General features: G+C 68.9%; 13 protein-coding genes. 4 read left to right on the forward strand and 9 right to left on the reverse strand.

The annotated features are described in order from the left end of the window. Positions 1–22 precede the first annotated feature (22 nt). Positions 23–751 (forward strand): class I SAM-dependent methyltransferase, encoded by a 729-nt coding sequence (locus tag ACWDSI_RS10730; protein WP_449756593.1) that lies wholly within the window; start codon positions 23–25, stop codon positions 749–751. A 22-nt stretch (positions 752–773) separates the two neighbouring features. Here the strand turns inward: ACWDSI_RS10730 and ACWDSI_RS10735 are convergent, their stop codons facing one another. The 8 genes from ACWDSI_RS10735 to ACWDSI_RS10770 all read right to left on the reverse strand — a co-directional run bounded on the left by ACWDSI_RS10735 (position 774) and on the right by ACWDSI_RS10770 (position 11079). Further along, positions 774–1568: a hypothetical protein gene (locus ACWDSI_RS10735; RefSeq protein WP_449756533.1), complete on the reverse strand. Its 795-nt coding sequence runs from the start codon at positions 1566–1568 to the stop codon at positions 774–776. Positions 1569–1603: 35 nt separating this feature from the next. After that, positions 1604–4144: an ABC transporter permease gene (locus tag ACWDSI_RS10740; protein ID WP_449756594.1), complete on the reverse strand. Its 2541-nt coding sequence runs from the start codon at positions 4142–4144 to the stop codon at positions 1604–1606. A gap of 18 nt (positions 4145–4162) precedes the next feature. Beyond that, positions 4163–5158: an ABC transporter ATP-binding protein gene (locus ACWDSI_RS10745; protein ID WP_449756534.1), complete on the reverse strand. Its 996-nt coding sequence runs from the start codon at positions 5156–5158 to the stop codon at positions 4163–4165. 79 nt (positions 5159–5237) lie between these two features. Next, complete coding sequence (locus ACWDSI_RS10750; protein WP_449756535.1) at positions 5238–6272, reverse strand: esterase-like activity of phytase family protein; 1035 nt, start codon at positions 6270–6272, stop codon at positions 5238–5240. A gap of 28 nt (positions 6273–6300) precedes the next feature. Next, entirely contained in the window at positions 6301–8127 is a 1827-nt protein-coding gene (locus ACWDSI_RS10755) for a phosphoenolpyruvate carboxykinase (GTP) (RefSeq protein ID WP_449747626.1), read from the reverse strand. Positions 8128–8350: 223 nt separating this feature from the next. Further along, entirely contained in the window at positions 8351–8734 is a 384-nt protein-coding gene (locus ACWDSI_RS10760) for a DUF6802 family protein (protein ID WP_449747625.1), read from the reverse strand. A 16-nt stretch (positions 8735–8750) separates the two neighbouring features. Further along, on the reverse strand, positions 8751–10250 hold the full coding sequence (locus tag ACWDSI_RS10765; protein WP_449756536.1) for a hypothetical protein: 1500 nt from the start codon (positions 10248–10250) through the stop codon (positions 8751–8753). Next, positions 10240–11079, reverse strand: a complete 840-nt coding sequence (locus ACWDSI_RS10770; protein WP_449747623.1) for a hypothetical protein — start codon at positions 11077–11079, stop codon at positions 10240–10242. The genes ACWDSI_RS10765 and ACWDSI_RS10770 overlap by 11 nt, the downstream gene beginning before the upstream one ends. A 116-nt stretch (positions 11080–11195) precedes the next feature. On the opposite strand from ACWDSI_RS10770, the gene trmB reads away from it, so the two are divergent. The 3 genes from trmB (at position 11196) to ACWDSI_RS10785 (ending at position 15994) form a co-directional block, all read left to right on the forward strand. Next, on the forward strand, positions 11196–12059 hold the full coding sequence (gene trmB / locus ACWDSI_RS10775) for a tRNA (guanosine(46)-N7)-methyltransferase TrmB (RefSeq protein ID WP_449747622.1): 864 nt from the start codon (positions 11196–11198) through the stop codon (positions 12057–12059). Then, entirely contained in the window at positions 12056–12778 is a 723-nt protein-coding gene (locus ACWDSI_RS10780; RefSeq protein WP_449747621.1) for an NYN domain-containing protein, read from the forward strand. Before trmB ends, ACWDSI_RS10780 begins: the two co-directional genes overlap by 4 nt. A gap of 90 nt (positions 12779–12868) precedes the next feature. Next, positions 12869–15994, forward strand: coding sequence for an MMPL family transporter (locus tag ACWDSI_RS10785; protein ID WP_449747620.1), 3126 nt, complete (start codon positions 12869–12871; stop codon positions 15992–15994). Between the two features lie 6 nt (positions 15995–16000). On the opposite strand, the gene ACWDSI_RS10790 is transcribed toward ACWDSI_RS10785, so the two are convergent. Then, positions 16001–17311 carry an AI-2E family transporter gene (locus ACWDSI_RS10790; protein ID WP_449756537.1) on the reverse strand — a complete coding sequence of 437 codons (1311 nt, stop codon included), beginning with the start codon at positions 17309–17311 and terminating at the stop codon, positions 16001–16003. Positions 17312–17316 lie beyond the last annotated feature (5 nt).

Consider the following 17316-nt stretch of genomic DNA (forward strand, 5'->3'; position numbering starts at 1 on the left):
CGTGCCGACACCGCCCGGCGAGATGGCCCGACTGGCCACGCTGCGCCGCGCGGTGCGTCTGCTCGACGACTTCCGTTACGAGCAACCCGATCCCGGCAGGTTCTACGGCGCACTCGCCGCCGACACCGCCGCGATGGTCGCGGCATTCGCCCCGCTCGACGGTGCGGTACTGCTCGATGTGGGCGGTGGCCCGGGCTATTTCGCGGACGCGTTCCGCGGCGCGGGGTCGGCGTATGTGTCGGTGGAACCCGACCCCACCGAGATGCATGCCGGCGGACTGGACCATCGGGGCTCGGTGCGCGCGTCCGGGCAGCATCTACCGTTCGCCGACGGATCGTTCGACGTGTGCCTGTCGTCGAACGTCGTCGAACACACCTCACGTCCGTGGGAGATGGCCGACGAGATGCTCCGCGTCACCCGGCCCGGCGGCACGGTGGTGATCAGTTACACCCTGTGGTGGGGTCCGTTCGGTGGGCACGAGATGGGCCTGACGCACTATCTCGGCGGCGCCCGGGCGGCACGCTGGTACACCCGTCGCCACGGGCATCCGCCCAAGAACCTGTACGGTACGTCGCTGTTTCCGGTGACCGCGGCATCCGGCCTGCGATGGGCTGACGGGGTGCGCTCCCACGCGCGACTGGTGGCCGCCTTTCCCCGCTACCTGCCGCGGTGGCTGTGGTGGGTGCTGCGGATACCGGTGGTGCGTGAGGTGGCGGCCACGAATCTCGTACTGGTGTTGCGGCCACGCTGATCGGTGGCCGCAACACCCCCGCTCACTGCACCGACGCGGCGCACCGCAGCGGACCGCCGCTGCTCGTCGACGACGACAACAGTTCCTCGCCCTGCAGGATGTTGCAGGTCACCGGACCGCGCACCACAATCGCCGTGAGCTCGGCACTGCCGCCGCCGACCTGCGCCGTCTGCGACCACGGCGTACCCGTGGCGGCCACCACCGCGAAATCGTCGCCGCTGCGGAAACGCAGTCCTACGACCTCGCCGTTGCCGGTGATCTGGTAGACCACCGCGCCGGGTGTGACGGTCCGGGTGGTGGTGGTCGTCGTCGGTTCAGTGGTGGCGGTGGTTTCCTCCGTGGTGGTGGTGGTCGTGGGTGCGGTGGTGGTGGTGGGGGTGGTCGCGGCGGTGGTGGTGCCGCCGTCGCCGCCCGAGCCACGGACGATCAGTACCGCGACGATGGCGATCAGGGCGATTGCCGCCAGCGTCGCCAGGATCAGCAGTGGGGTGCGCTTGCCCGGACCACCGCCGGAACCGCCCGCGCCCGCCGATGGCGGCCGCCCGGACGGCGGCGGGGTGTCGTAGGGGGCCGCGTACTGTCCGGTGCCACCTCGCGTGTCGCTGTACGCCTCGGTGGGGTACTGATCGCCCCCGTACTGGTCACCCCCGTACCCCTGCCCGTAGGGATCCCGGTAGGGCTGGTCACCGTAGGCCTCGGTGGGTGCGGTGGGTTCACCCACCGAGGCCGGGTCCTCGAACGGATCGAACTGTCGTGTCTCGGGGTGCTCGTCGCCGGGGTCGCTCGGCTCACGCGGACGGTCAGGCGGTGGAGTCATGGCGACGATTGTGCCAAACGCACATCACGGCTTCCTCAGGCTTCGGCGATGGCGTCGAGCGGGCGGGTGCGCGCGGCCCGGATCGCCGGCCACAACGCGGCCAGCACGCCCACCACGCCCGATGCGACCAGCGTGATCAGGATCAGCGTCCACGGCAGCACCGGCTCGCCGAGGCCCCAGCGGGCCAGCGTGCGGACCAGTGCCCACCCGATCAGCACGCCGAGTATCACCCCGAGCAACGCACCGTAGATCGCGATCAGCACCGATTCCAGGTAGATGCTGCGGCGCACCTGCCCGCGCACCATGCCCACCGCACGCAGCATGCCGATCTCGCGGCGCCGTTCCACCACCGACAGCGCCAGCGTGTTCACGATGCCGAGGATGGCGATGAGCAGCGCCAGGCCCAGCATCGCGTAGAGCACGCCGAGCATCTGGTCGATCTGCTGCGACACGCTGCTCTTGAACTCGTCGCGGTCCTGCACCTGAACGGTGAGGAACGATTTCGTGGCGTCCTCCAGATTCGTGCGCAGGGTGGCCAGATCTGTGCCCGGTGCCGCCTTGACGAACACGCCGACACTGATCCGCGACGACGGCGGCGTGAGTTTCTCGTAGACCGACGAACCCACCAGGAACGGTTGCAGCGTCTCGTTGTCGGCGAACACACCGTCCACCCGCACCGGAACCTGCTCGTCGGAGGCCGAGGTGAAGGTGACGGTGTCGCCGCGTTTCCAGCCGCGATCGTTGCTGGTGCGTTCGCTGACGAACATGCCGTCCGCGGGCAGATCCGGCGACGCGCCGTCCTTCATGTCGAGCACCGTCACGCCGGCCACCGATCCGCCCAACGGCGCATAACCCGTGGTGTCGGTTCCGTTCACCTTGCCCTGGACGATCCCGAACGACACCGCGTCGGAGATGCCGTCGACCTTGCGCACCGCCTCGGCGGCCGCCGACGGGAGCGGGGTGTTGTTGGTGCCGGTGATGATGTAGTCGGCGGTGACGCCGGTGTCGACTGCCGAATCCACGGTGCCCTTGAACGAGGTGCCCAGTGTGCCGATCACGGCGACCAGCAGCAGACCGAGGGTCAGCGCGAACGAGGTGGCCGCGGTGCGCCGCGGGTTGCGCACGGCGTTGGTGCGCGCGAGGTGACCGATGGACCCGAAGGGCGCGCCGATCACCCGCCCCAGCGCACCCACCACGGGCCGCGACAGGGCCGGGCCGGCCAGCACGGCGGCCGCGATGGCCGCGGCGGCCCCCGCACCGACCATCACCGCACGTAGTAGACCCTCGCCGAACGCACCCCACAGGATGGCCGCCAGCGCGAGGACGCCGAACACGGCACCCACGATGGTCCGGGTACGCAACGAGCCCGCACCCTCGGCCAGCCCGGCGCGCATCGCCTCCACCGGCGGCACCCGGGAGGCACGGACGGCGGGCACCCATGCGCTCACCATCGTCACCACCACGCCCACGAACAGCGCCGCGAGCACCGCCCACACACTGACCGTCAGGGGTCCCTCGGGCAGTCCGGATGTCGACGCGATGATCGCCTTGAGTGCCGCGGCGAGCCCGATACCCACGCCCAGACCCACGACGCCACCGATCACACCGACGACGAACGCCTCGAACAGCACCGACCGCGATACCTGCTTCTGTGCCGCGCCCACCGCGCGCAGCAGCGCCAGTTCACGGTTTCGTTGCGCGACGATCATCGAGAAGGTGTTGTAGATGATGAACGTCCCGACGATCAGCCCGATCCCCGCGAACGCCAACAGGATTCCGGTGAAGATCGTCAGGAATTCGTTGAGCCGATCCCGCTGGTCCTGGATCACCTGCGCGCCGGTGCGCACCTTGAGTGTGTCGTTGCCAACGAGCGCCGAAACCCTGTCGCGCAGCTTCCGGTCGGAGACGCCCGGCACCGCCGACATGTCGACCGTCGCGACATGGCTTCCGTCGGAAAGTAATTCGGATGCGGTGGTCCGGTCGAACTGGACGTTGACGAATCCCCCGGTGGAACCCTTGAGATCGATGAGACCCGTCACGGTGACCTCGCGGGGCGGGGTGAATCCCTGCCCGAGCACGATCTTCGTCTTCGAACCCACCTTGAGCCCGCCCTTGTCGGCAGCGCTCGAATTGAGCACGATCTCGTCCGGCGTCGTCGGCGCGCGGCCGCCGGGCTGCAGTTGCGCGGCGTTCGGGTCGAGGGATTCCGACGGTGGAGTGTAGGCCGATGCGACGCTCGGCGCGCCGCCGGTCTGGATGGCCCGACCCTGCGCATCGGCCACGGTGACCGAGCCGGAGAAGTTGGTGACGACCTTGGCGACACCCAATTCCGTTTTGTGCGAAGTGATCTCGTCGACCACGGACGTCGGCACCCCGGGGGACCGCTGATTGGCGGGGCTCACCTGGACCGACACCCCGGGCGCGGTGTTGTCGAAGATCGAGTTGAACGCATGCGAAATGGTCGAGGTGAACACGATCGAACCGGCGACGAACGACGTCCCGAGCACGATCGAGAACACCGTCAGGAACAGGCGCACCTTGTGGGCGCGCAGATTGCGCAACGACACCTTGCGCATCACCGACGATGCCATCGCTCAGCCCACCTGATACGGGTCGGCGTCGGGCAGATCGGTGGCGGGCAGATCGGTCGCGGGCAGACCGCGGGCGCCATCCGGCCGGGCCTCGTGCCGGCCGCGACCGACGGCAGGCGTGGATACGGCTGTGGACCCCGATTCTGCGGGCACCGATCCTGCGGGGGACACCGCTCCTGCGGGGGGCACCGCTCCTGCAGGGGGCACCGAGTCGGCGGTGCCCGCGGATGCGTCGCCGGCAACCGGCACGTCGTCGAGATGCTTCATCACCTCGAACACGTCGTCGGCCGACGGCCGCGCCAATTCGCGCACGATCTGCCCGTCGGCCAGGAAGATCACCCGGTCGGCGTAGGACGCCGCCCGCGGATCGTGGGTGACGATGACCACCGTCTGACCGAAATCGTCGGTGGCGGCGCGCAGGATCTCGAGTACCTCGCCGGAGGATCGCGAGTCGAGGTTGCCGGTCGGTTCGTCGCCGAAGATGATGGCGGGCCGTCCGACGAGGGCGCGGGCACACGCCACCCGCTGTTGCTGACCGCCGGAGAGTTCACTGGGCAGGTGCCCGAGACGGTCGGCGATGCCCAACCGGCCGATCACCGCGTCGAACCATTCCTTGTCGACGTCGCGCCCGGCGATGTCGATGGGCAGGGTGATGTTCTCGGCCGCGGTCAGGGTCGGCACCAGATTGAACGACTGGAACACGAATCCGATCCGGTCACGCCGCAGCAGGGTCATCTCCTTGTCGGAGAGCCCGGTGAGGTCGGTGTCCCCGATGTAGACCCGGCCGTCGGTGGCCACGTCGAGTCCCGCGAGGCAGTGCATCAGCGTCGACTTGCCCGAACCGGACGGACCCATGATGGCGGTGAACTCACCGGCCGCGAAGGACACGGTGACCCCGCGCAGCGCGTGGACCACCGTGTCGCCGGAGCCGTACACCTTGGTCAGGTTCTCGGCGCCCGCGCCCGAACCCGACCGAACAACCTCGTGATCTGATGTCATGGCATCAACCGTGCCAAAAAGCGGTCCCGTTGGCCATCAGGTGATTCCCTGAACAGACCCCGATACAGCCGGATCTGCCTCAGCGGGGTAGCTGCACCTCGAAGGAATGCACCCGGGTGGGTCCGGCGAACGCATTGTTGGTGACGACGAACAGAGTACGGGCGCGAGTGTTCGCCCAGGGCAGGTCGGGTTGCCAGTTGCCCCACGCCAGGCCCGACATGTTGCCGGTGTCGAGCATGGGTGTACTCGCCGCGGTGAAGAGCAGGCGCTTTCCCATGGCCCGTTCCCGGCCGCCGAGCGCCTTGCGTCCACCGATCTGATCGGCACCGCGGGTCGTCGCCCAGAAGATCTCGGTGGTGCGGCCGCGTCCCCGTTCGAGCACCAGGAAGTCGGTGTTGTTGATGGCCAGCACGTCCGCGGCCACCTGGCCCGGATCGGTGCGGTACACGTACTCGAGGTTGGGCCGCTTCGGACCGCCGAACGTCAGCAGCCGCGCCGATCCGGACGGATCCTGTCGCAGGCCACCCGCGGTGAGGACGCTGATCTGACCGTCGGGACCCACCGCGGCGCCGGTGAGTCCGAGCTGACCGGCCAGACCCGACTTCTTTCCGGGTATCCACGCCGGCGGCAATGCCAGGTCGCCGACGTAGGTGCCGCCCGGCCCCTGCAGGTGCACGAATTGGTGGTCGCCGCCGCTCACCACGACGTAACCGCCTGCGGTGCGACGGATTCCCTCGTACTGCGCGGAACCGGGCAGCGGCGGCAGATTGCCGGGCCCCAGAATGAGGCCGCCACCGTCGATGCCGGGTTCGGAGGTGAACCCGCCCATCGCGGACGAGTAGTTGAACTGGCTGGTGAAGAACCGCGCCGGACCGGCACGGCCGACGTCGGTCGAGATCATCGCGAAGCGGTTCGCCCCGATGCGGTCGATGCCGGAGATCGCACCGAAGGTGGGCACCGCGCCGATGACGGCGGTGTCGGTGTACCGGGCACTGACGGCGGGTGCGGGAGCCGGTGCGGCGGCGGCGATTCCCGCGACGGGAGCACTGACTGCGGACGCGACACCGAGGAGAACCGCCGAACAGACCGTTGCCCCCCACAAGCGAATGCTCATAGGGGGCAACGATACCTCAAGTAGTGGTTCAGCTCAGACGCTGCTTGAGGGCATCGAGTTCGTCCTGCAGGGGAGTCGGCAGCTTCTCGCCGACGAACTCGAACAGCTCCTCGATCAGCGGGATCTCGCGGCGCCACTCGTCCTCGTCGAACCTCAACGCGGCGACGACGTCCTCGGCGGGCACGTCGAGGCCGGTCACGTCGATCTCGTCGGGCTTGGCCACCACGCCGATGGGCGTGTGCACGCCGTCGTTCTCGCCCTCGAGGCGACTCACGATCCACTTGAGCACGCGGCTGTTCTCACCGAACCCCGGCCACAGGAAGCGGCCGTCGTCACCGCGGCGGAACCAGTTGACGTAGAACACCTTCGGCAGCTTGTCGGCGTCGGCGTTCTTGCCGATGTCGATCCAGTGCTGGAAGTAGTCGCCCACGTGGTAGCCCATGAACGGCAGCATGGCCATCGGGTCGCGTCGTACGGCTCCGACGGTGCCCTCGGCGGCTGCGGTCTGCTCCGAGCCGACGGTGGCCCCCATGAACACACCGGTCTGCCAGTCGTGCGCCTCGGTCACCAGCGGCACGGTGGTCTTGCGACGGCCACCGAACAGGATCGCCGAGATCGGCACACCGTCCGGGTCGTCCCACTCGTCGGCCAGTGCAGGGCACTGTGAGATCGGCGTGCAGTAGCGCGAATTCGGGTGCGCGGCGGGATGTCCGGACTCCGGGGTCCAGCTCTGGCCGAGCCAGTCGGTGAGATGCGCAGGCGTCTCACCGCCGATGCCCTCCCACCAGATGTCGCCGTCGTCGGTCAGTGCGACGTTCGTGTAGAGGGTGTTGCCCGCCTCGATGGTCCGCATCGCATTCGGGTTGGAGTCGTCGCTGGTGCCCGGTGCCACCCCGAAGAAGCCGAACTCCGGGTTGATGGCGCGCAAGCGTCCGTCCGCGCCGAAACGCATCCAGGCGATGTCGTCGCCGACCGTCTCGGCCTTCCAGCCGGGAATGGTGGGCTGGATCATCGCGAGGTTGGTCTTACCGCAGGCGCTCGGGAAGGCGGCCGCCACGAAATAGACCTTGTTCTCGGGGCTGGTCAGCTTGAGGATCAGCATGTGCTCGGCCATCCAGCCCTCGTCGCGGGCGATGACCGACGCGATGCGCAGCGCGTAGCACTTCTTGCCGAGCAGCGCGTTGCCGCCGTAGCCGGATCCGAAGGACCAGATCTCGCGATCCTCCGGGAAGTGGGTGATGTACTTGTCGGGGTTGCAGGGCCACTTGACGTCTTCCTGGCCGGGCTCGAGCGGCGCACCCACCGAGTGCAGGCCCTTGACGAAGAAGCCGTCGTCACCGAGCAGTTCGAGCACCTTGGGACCCACGCGGGTCATCACCTTCATCGACAGCACCACGTACGGGGAGTCGGTGAGTTCGACGCCGAGTTTGGGGTCGTCGGAACCGAGCGGACCCATGCAGAACGGGATGACGTACATGGTGCGGCCGCGCATGCTGCCGCGGTAGAGCTCGGTCATCGTCGCCCGCATCTCGGCGGGATCCATCCAGTTGTTCGTCGGGCCGGCGTCGTCTTCGGACTTCGAGCAGATGAAGGTCCGCGACTCGACGCGGGCCACGTCGGCGGGGTCGGATTCGGCGAGGAACGAGTTGGGCTTGAGTTCGTCGTTGAGCCGTACCAGCGTGCCGGCCTCGACGAGTTGGGTTGTCAGACGCTCCCACTCCTCGTCACTGCCGTCGGACCACACGACACGATCGGGTTGCGTGAGTTCGGCCACCTCCGCCACCCACTTGAGCAGGCCTTGATGTTTGGTGGGGGCGGTGCCGGGATCGAGGCCCGGGATGGTGGCGGACGTCATGGTGTTCCTCCTCCGAGGTGTGGCCCACGCGGGCCACTTGGTGGATTTATTAGTCTCAGGATACTGCGACAGACCGCCCAGTACGCCCTTGGGGGATCAGATGCGGTATAGGCCACATTCGCACACGTCAACAGGGGTCGCAAGGCGGGCTGTGTCCGATTTAGCAGACTGCGAAAGCCCCATCTTCGGGACTTTCAGCCCTTGCGAAACCGGCGCTGTCACCTCAATCGAGACGACCCGAATCGGTGCTCACCCAGGTGCCGCTGTCCGGGTCGAGGGCCTGTGCCGAGAAGGAGCCGTCGGCGGCCACTCGGGTGATCTTGTCCACCTGACCGTCGTGGTCGCTGTCTGTGTAGACGGTCAGTCCGTCGGGCCCGTTGCGGGTCAGCGAGTCCTCGATGCCGTCGGCGTCGGTATCCACGTCGGCGGGGCCGAGGTCCCAGATCCGGCCGTCGTCGTGCACCCACAGGTGGTCGTCGGCGGCGAATTGCTCACCGGCACCTCCCGCATCGGTGAAACCGACGTCGACGGCGTCGTCCGCCGAGTCCGCGCTGCCGGCGGGGTCGGTGCCGGGGGGCTCGGTGCCCCAGAGATCGAACGGGTCCATGTCGTCCACCAATCTGCTAGGTGCTTTCGGGTGCCCAGAGTTCCGCGGCCCGGCCGGCCAGCGCTCCGTGCAGGTCGTGCAGTTCATCGAGGCGCTGCCGTGTGGCACGGGCCGACGCCGCGGCGCCCGAGGCCTCGGCACGGAGCAGGCGAACGCGGTCGTCGATCGCCGCGACCTCCTCGGCGACGAGCCGGCCGCGGCGTTCGTGATGTCGTGCCACCTGGCCGCCGATCCGCGATTCGGCCGCACCGATGCGGATGCCGGCGCGGTGCTCGAGGCGCCCCCGCGCCTCCGACAACACCTCGCTCCCCCACACCCGGATCTCCGACCGCAGCGACGCGGCGCGCCGCATCCGGATCACCCAGACGGCAACGCCCAATCCGAGGATCAGGGTGAGCGGCATGCTGAACCACTGCAACGTCTGCACCGCGGCCATCGGGGCCACCACCAGCCGGCCGATGCCGAGACCGGTGGAGGCGCCGATCACCATCAGCAGCGCGTCCTCACCGGGCCGGCCGCCGGTCGGCGGTGAGCGACGCACCCCGACGGGCTCGTCATCGGGCGGCGGCGGCGCCTCTTCGGACACGTCGAGACCGACGAGCGTCGCGGTCGCCACCTCCTCGATCCGTTCCTCGGTGATCGCGTCGATGCGACCGGTGAGCACAGCGAGTTCACAGTCGAGCCAAGCGGTGTGTTCGGCCAGGCCGGCCCGGGTGACGGTGGCCGAGCGGGCGCCCGCGGCGGTGGCCAGTGCCCGGATACCGGCGTGGATGTCGCCCATCGTCTGGGTGCGGGCCCGCCCGATCCCGACACGCAGCACGGCGAGCCGGTCGGCACGACCACGGTCGCGGCCGCCCAGCAGATCGCGGCGGCGGGCGGCCAGCGACTGCACCTCGTCGGCGAGGTGATCGGCAGGTGGGCGTGGCGGCGTGCGACCCAGTGCGTACTCCACCGCACCGGCGGCCGCGGCCACCCGCGCCCGTTCGGTCCGCACCGCTTCCGGGGCGGCGACGACCGCGGTCAGCCAGTCCAGCAGTCCCGGGATGCCCGACTCGTCGGCGGCTCCGCCCAGCGCCGCGGCGGCCGACACCGCGAACACCGGGAGCTGCTCGTACGGATCGAGGACCGCCCGCTGGGCACGCAGGATGCGGGGCCATTCCCAGAACGCGTCGATGCGGGTGCACACCAGCGCCACGGTGCCGAAGGAGGCGCGCAGCGCACTCATCAGCCGCTCGTCCTCCCGGTCGGCGGCCGACGCCGGGTCGACGACGAACAACGCGACGCCGGCCGACGGGTGGGCGGGATCGGCGAGTTGGTCACGTTCGGGGTGGTAGCGGCGAATGGTCGGTGACGTCACCGGATCGTCTCCGCCGACATGGCCGGTGAGCGCGTCGATCAGGTCGTCGACGTCGACACCGTCGGGGGCGGCGACCAGCACGGCGTCCCCGGCGGCGATCGCCTCCGCGTCGAAGGTCGTCGACGCGCGCACCCGCTCCAGCAGGGATTCAACCGACACCGAGCAATCCCTCCAGCACGTCACGGTCGCGTCCGGCCGCCGCCGCGAGCTCGAGTCGGGCGCGCAGCTCCACGCCGCGCCAGTAGCGCACCGGCCCCACCCGTTCGGCGATAGCCGGTCTGAGTGCGTCGATCCCGCTGAGCGCGCGCAACGCCGCGGACAGCGCATCCGCATCGTCGGCGGCCCGGTGACCGGACCGGATGAGTTCCATCGCGGTGTCGATACCGAAGGCGTCCACCCGACGCAGCAACCCCATCCGCATCAGCCGCTCCGCCGACCCGGGTTCGAACCTGGCGAGGAACTGACCCGCCATCGACGGCATCACCGCATCCGCGGCGACCAGCGTGCGCAGATAGGCGAGTTCGTCGTCGGTGATCGTGGCGCAGGCGAGTAGCTGTGACACGGACACCACGGGCCGGCCCAGCACCGCGGCCGCATCGGCGGCGACGACAGCGGCCTCGTCCGGGTGGCCGTGCGTGTCGGCCTTGCCGAGCACCACGATCGTGCGCTCGGCGGGAAGTTCGGCCAGCAACTGCCGGTCGGTGCGGCGCGGCATTCCGGCGAGCAGATGAATCCACAGGTCGGCGTCGGCGGACGCCTCCGGCTCGTCTCCCGGTCCGATGGCGGCCACCGCCAGTCGCTCGCGTAGTGCGCGGGCCATCGTGTCGCGTCCGACGCCGCCGCGGCCGACGACCATCACGGTGAGTCCGCGTCCGTACCGCGCGGCGGCACGCTCGAGGTCGGGGCCCGCCGCCGACGAGGACGGCAGCAACTCGCCCACCGTGCCGGAGTCGATGGCACGCGCGAGCGGACCCGACGGATCGATCATTGCCCACCCCCCTACGCATTGCGGCCCGAAATGTCCTGGTCGCAGGTTAGCCGCAGTCCGGCCCGGTTGCGCCGACAAACCCACAGGCGGGTGTCGAGGTGTGCCTTTGGCCCGCGATGAGCAACGATGGACCGGTGAACACCACTCCCGAGGTAACCGGAGCGGATGCGACTCCCGAGGCAACCGGAGCGGATGCGACTCCCGAGGCAACCGGAGCGGATGCGGCCGCGCGCTCCCGCGTGTACCCGCGGGTGACCAGCTTCCGGTTCCGCCGGGGCACCCTGACGCCCGGTCAGCAGCACAACTGGGAACACCTGTGGCCCCAGCTGGGGCGGGAGCTGTCGGTGGACCCCGAGCAGACCCCCGAACCCGTCCTCGACTTCGACGCGCTGTTCGGCCGCGCGGCACCGCGCGTCCTGGAGATCGGCAGCGGCACCGGCATCTCCACCGCGGCGATGGCCGCCGACGAACCCGAGGTGGACGTGGTGGCCGTGGAGGTCTACAAACCCGGCCTCGCGCAGCTGCTGGGCCTGATCGACCGCAACGGGCTGACCAACGTCCGTATGATCCGCGGTGACGGCGTGGTGGTGTTGCGTGAACTGATCGCGCCGCGCAGCCTCACCGGCATTCGACTGTTCTTTCCTGACCCGTGGCCCAAGTCCCGGCATCACAAGCGCCGCTTCGTGCAGCGTGGCACCGTCGAACTCATGGCCGACCGGCTGGTGCCGGGCGGTGTACTACACATCGCCACCGACCACGCGGGCTACGCCGACTGGATTGCCGAGATCCTCGCCACCCAGGACCCCACACGCACCCACGTCGTGCCCGCAACCCGTCGACCACCGATCAGCCTGACGCGGCCCACCACCAAGTTCGAGGGTCGCGCCCACCGCGAGGGCCGCGACGTCAACGAGTTCGTCTACCTGCGACCACTCGACGCCGATGACGCATCCCGCCACGAGGACGGATCCCCGACATGACCGACGCGAGCCCCGCCCCCGAGCACTCCGGCTCGGCTGTTCATTTCGCCGACACCATCTCCGGGCAGACCGGCGCGCGCCGGGTGCTGCTGGTCTGGGACGCACCGAACATGGACATGGGCCTCGGCGCCATCCTGGGAGGACGTCCCACCGCCGCGCATCGGCCCCGCTTCGACGCGCTCGGCCGCTGGCTACTGCAGCGCACCGCCGACATTTCCGCGCGCGATGTGTCGGCCGTCACCTCGGCCGCCTCGCCCGCGCCCACCCCGATCGAACCCGAAGCCACCGTGTTCACCAACATCGTGCCTGGTAGCGCCGACGTGGTCCGACCCTGGGTGGATGCGCTGCGCAACGTCGGATATGCCGTTTTCGCCAAGCCAAAGCTGTCCGACGACAGCGACGTCGACGCCGACATGCTCGACCACATCGAGCTTCGCAGGCACACTGTGGGACTAGCTGGACTGGTCGTGGCCTCCGCCGACGGCCAGGCGTTCCGGGAACCCCTGCTCGAGATCGCGGCCGACGGTGTCGCGGTGACCGTCATCGGATTCCGCGAGCACGTCAGCTGGGCGTTGTCGTCGGAGGAACTGGAGTTCATCGATCTCGAGGAGATTCCCGGGGTGTTCCGGGAGCCGCTGCCGCGCATCGGGCTCGATTCGCTGCCCGACGACGGCGCGTGGCTCACCCCGTTCCGCCCGCTGAGCGCGTTGCTGCGCTGACCGGGCACCCACCACGACTCAGCGCCCCCTCAGGCTCGACTGCAACAATCCCCAGAATTCCCAGACCCGGATATCTCGAAAGGAGTCGACGTGTTCGGAGCCATCGGCACATTCGTCTACCGGATGCGCTTCGCGGTCATCGCCGTTCTCGTCGTACTCATGGGTGGGCTCGGCATCTACGGTCTCGGTCTGGGCAAGAACCTCAGCCAGAGCGGCTGGTTCGATCCCACATCGCAGTCGGCCAAGGGTTCGGTGGTCGCCGACACCGCGTTCGGCCGCGACCACCGCTCCGACGTCATCCTGCTGATCACACCTCCCGAGGGCACCACAGTCGACGATCCGGCGTTCGGCGCGAAGGTGGAGAACATCGTCGACGAGATGCTCAAGCAGCACCCCGATGTGGTGCAGCGCAGCGTCCCCGACACCAACACGATCACGGTCGACGGTCGCAACCTCGACGAACAGCAGGCGTATCAGTACGCGCTCGACCACAACAACGAGATCATCGACCCGTTCTTCCTGGCCGACAACACCCCCGCCTCGAAGGCCGCGCAGGACACCATCCGGGCCCGCACCTTCACCGCCGACAAGAAGCACGCGTTCATCAGCATCGGTATCGCCGGCAACGACGACACCTCGGTGCTCGCGAACTACCAGAAAGTGGAGCCGTTCCTGCAGGGTGTGGTCGACGACCCGGGCCGATTCGGCCTCGACGGCACCACCTTCCAGTTGGCCGGACTGCAGCCGGTGGCCGGCGCGATGGCCCGCGGCATGGACGCCGACATCCGCCGCGCCGAGGTGATCGCCCTGCCGTTGGTGGCGGTGATGCTCTTCTTCATCTTCGGCGGTGTGGTGGCGGCGTGCCTGCCGGTCCTGATCGGCGGACTGACGATCGCCGGATCGCTCGGCATCATGAACATCATCGCCCAGCTCACCGAGCTCAACATCTTCGCGCAGTCGGTGGTCACGCTCATCGGGCTGGGTATCGCGATCGACTACGGCCTGTTCATCGTGAGTCGTTTCCGGGAGGAACTCGCCGAGGGATACGAGACGAAGGCCGCGGTCCGAAGAACCGTGATGACCGCCGGGCAGACGGTGGCGTTCTCCGCGACGATCATCGTCGCCGCCATCGCATGTCTGCTGATGATGCCGCAGGGCTTTCTCAAATCGGTGGCCTACGGCGCGATCTTCTCGGTGTCGCTGGCCGCGCTGCTGTCGATCACGGTGCTGCCGGCCATCTTGTCGATCCTGGGTCCGCGGATCGATGCGTTCGGGCTGCCCTTCCTGCGGCGCACCAAGTCCAAGCAGGAGGTCGAGGACGGCTTCTGGGGACGTCTGGCCGGTTGGGTGATGCGCCATCCGGTGGCCACCGCGGTGCCCACCGTGCTGTTGCTGCTGGTGCTCACCATCCCGATCGGCGGCATCAAGTTCGGCGGGATCAGCGAAGCCTATCTACCGCCGGACAACCCGAGTCGTGTGGCGCAGGAGACCTTCGACAAGTACTTCCCGAAGGAGCGCACCGAGGAGCTCAAGCTCGTCGTCATGTACGACGGCAATGACGCCAACAGCGGCGAGAAGATCCAGCAGATCGCCGACGAGGCCAACCGGATACCCGGCTTCACCAAGCAGTTCAGCCCCGCGGCCGACGACGGCGCGCTCACCGGCACCTACGGCTACAACGGCCCGCAGGTGATCCAGATGTCGGCGGGGCTGGTCAACCGCGACACCGCAGGCGAGGCGGTCAAGGATCTGCGTGCCATCGCCAAACCCGACGGCATCCGAATGTGGGTGGCCGGCACGCCCGCCCTGGTCCAGGATTCGATCGACGCGTTGCTCTCGCGGCTCCCGCTGATGGCGATCCTGCTGGTGCTGGTCACCGGACTGCTGATGTTCCTCGCCTTCGGCTCGGTGGTGTTGCCGATCAAGGCGGCGTTGATGTCGGCGCTGGGACTCGGCGCCACCCTGGGCATCCTGACGTGGATCTTCGTCGACGGGCACGGCGCATCGATCGCCAACTTCACCCCGGGGCCGCTGTTCGCGGCCGTGCTGGTGCTGATCATCGCGATCGTGTTCGGCTTGTCCACCGACTACGAGGTGTTCCTGCTCTCCCGCATGGTGGAGGCCCGGCAGAAGGGGGCCAGCACCACCGAGGCGGTGCGGGTGGGTACCGCGCACACGGGCCGGATAATCACCGCCGCCGCCGCCATTCTGGTGGTGGTGACCGGCGCGTTCGGTCTCTCCGACATCGTGATGATGAAGTACATCGCCTACGGCATGATCGCCGCATTGATCCTCGACGCCACCATCATTCGCATGCTGCTGGTTCCCTCCACGATGAAGCTGCTCGGCGACGACTGCTGGTGGGCTCCGCGCTGGATGAAGACGCTGCAGCGCAAGATCGGACTCGGCGAGACCATCCTCGACGACGAGCCGGGCGAAAAGCGTTCCGGCACAACTGATTCCCGACCCATGAGCGCGGGCGCACTGATCTCCGAGGTACCGACCACGGCCATGCCCGGAGCTCGTCCGCGCTCGGGTGCGCGTCCGATCTTGCGCCCGGAACCCGTTGCGCCGCAACCTGCTCGCGTCGGACCGTCGGCTCCGCCGTCGGATCGCCGGCCCGCGGTCCCGGCGACCGGCGCTCCCGCCCCGGTGGGCGCGGCGCCCGCCGGAGCGGCCACCGCACCCCGCCCCCGCCGCGCGCCGGCTCCCCGACTCCCCCGCAGACGCTCCTCCGAAGGCCCCGACACCGGTGGCTGGATGCTGGGCGACGGCGGTATCCGACTCGGCGCACCGGCGCCGGCACCCGCACCAGCACCAGCACCCCCATCACCACCGGTGCCGGCACAGCCACCAGCACCGGCGCCGGCCCCGGTCCGGGCAAAGGCGCCGGCCCGCGATGGTTCGGCACTCGTCCGACGTCCCGATCTCGACCAGGCCGGTCAGCGGCCCCTGGCCGCATCGATCACGCCGGAAGAAGCTCGCGGCGCCGCCGCGCGCCGAGCAGTTCCGGGCGTTGAGTCGCCGCTCGACCGTGGCCTGTCGTCCGATGCCATCCCCGCCGACGCGTCCAACCCGGGTGCCACGCCGGGCGGCGCCGAGGGCGACCGGCGCCAGCGCGGCGCCGACCGGCACGCCCGCAACGGCGAATCGAACGGCGGCAACGGTCAGATCAGCGTGCAGGATCTGTTGCGGCGCAGCCGTTCCGGCGAGTAGGTCGGTTCATTCGTCGGGCGCGGACTTCGGCGTGCCGCTGCGGTCTGACGTATCGGTCGACGTGTCCGGGTCGTCGGTGATCGCTTCGTCGACCGCCTTCTCCGCCGATGCCACCGCCGTGTCGATGCTCTTCTCGTCCCAATGCGGATCGTCCGGCTGCGCATAATGGAACGACCCGTCACCTGACGAGATCGCCCGTTCGTGGCTGCCGGAAAGATGCCGCACGGCCGTGTTGGCGAACGCGATCAGCGGCACCGCGAACAGTCCGCCGACGATGCCGGCGGCCACGATGCCCGCGGCGATGGCGATGATCACCGCCACCGGATGCAAACGCACCGACCGACCCAGCAGGAACGGCTGCAGCACATGGCCTTCGAGTTGCATCACACCGATGAGGATGGCCAGCACGATCACCGCGGTGACCCACCCCTGGGTCACCAGTGCGATGGCCACCGCGAGCGTGCCGCTGATCAGGGCGCCCACGATGGGAATGAAGGAGAACAGGAAGATGATCGTGGCCAGCGGCAGCGCCAACGGAACCTGCAGGATGGCCAATCCGATACCGATACAGGTGGCGTCGACCAGTGCGACGATGACCGTCGCGCGGACGTACGCGACCAGCGTGCCGAAACCGGCGACGCCGGCCTCGGCCACCTGCCGTCTGCTGCCCCGCGGGATCACCCGGCAGCAGAACTCCCAGATCTGTCCTCCCCCATAGAGAAAGAAGATCGTCAGGAACAGCGTGAGCAGCGCCCCGGTGAGCAGTTCTGTTGCCGTGGTGGCCGTGGCCAGGGCGCCGCCGGCGACCTTGGCCTGGTTGTGCTCCAGCAGGGTGATGATGTTGGACCCGAAGTTCTGGACCTGAGATTCGTCGATGTTCAGCGGCCCGTGCACCAACCAGTCCCGGGTGGTGTCGATGGTGACGATGATCTCGTGGGTGAGGTCGGGGAAGCCGTTGACGAAGGCGCGGCCGACGAACGTCAGCACGGTGGCCACCACTCCCAGCGCGATCACCAGCATCAGCACCACGGCCAGCCATCTCGGCCAGCGGCGGCGGTTGAGCCAGTCCACGCCCGGTACCAGGAACGCCGAGATCAGAATGGCCAGCGCGACCGGCACGAACACCTCGTCGAACTTGAGGAACAACCTGCCGAGCAGATACACCCCGAAAACAAGAATCAACAGCCGCCAGGTCCATTGCGCGCTGGCCCGGACGAACGGATGCACGCGCGAGCGGTCGTACTCGGCCAGCGATCGCGGTGCGGGACGACCCGGGCCGTCGGCGGCCGGGTCGGGGGTCGATGCTGCGGCGTTCACGAGTG

Source organism: Gordonia sp. NPDC003429 (assembly GCF_053588575.1).

Excerpts from the sequence above, each read along its gene's own strand:
- ACWDSI_RS10730 (WP_449756593.1), top strand. The coding sequence starts at position 23 with ATGGCCCGACTGGCCACGCTGCGCCGCGCGGTGCGTCTGCTCGACGAC.
- ACWDSI_RS10755 (WP_449747626.1), bottom strand. The coding sequence starts at position 8,127 with ATGACGTCCGCCACCATCCCGGGCCTCGATCCCGGCACCGCCCCCACC.
- ACWDSI_RS10740 (WP_449756594.1), bottom strand. The coding sequence starts at position 4,144 with ATGCGCAAGGTGTCGTTGCGCAATCTGCGCGCCCACAAGGTGCGCCTG.
- ACWDSI_RS10750 (WP_449756535.1), bottom strand. The coding sequence starts at position 6,272 with ATGAGCATTCGCTTGTGGGGGGCAACGGTCTGTTCGGCGGTTCTCCTC.
- ACWDSI_RS10735 (WP_449756533.1), bottom strand. The coding sequence starts at position 1,568 with ATGACTCCACCGCCTGACCGTCCGCGTGAGCCGAGCGACCCCGGCGAC.
- ACWDSI_RS10760 (WP_449747625.1), bottom strand. The coding sequence starts at position 8,734 with ATGGACCCGTTCGATCTCTGGGGCACCGAGCCCCCCGGCACCGACCCC.
- ACWDSI_RS10745 (WP_449756534.1), bottom strand. The coding sequence starts at position 5,158 with ATGACATCAGATCACGAGGTTGTTCGGTCGGGTTCGGGCGCGGGCGCC.
- ACWDSI_RS10770 (WP_449747623.1), bottom strand. The coding sequence starts at position 11,079 with ATGATCGATCCGTCGGGTCCGCTCGCGCGTGCCATCGACTCCGGCACG.
- trmB (WP_449747622.1), top strand. The coding sequence starts at position 11,196 with ATGAGCAACGATGGACCGGTGAACACCACTCCCGAGGTAACCGGAGCG.
- ACWDSI_RS10780 (WP_449747621.1), top strand. The coding sequence starts at position 12,056 with ATGACCGACGCGAGCCCCGCCCCCGAGCACTCCGGCTCGGCTGTTCAT.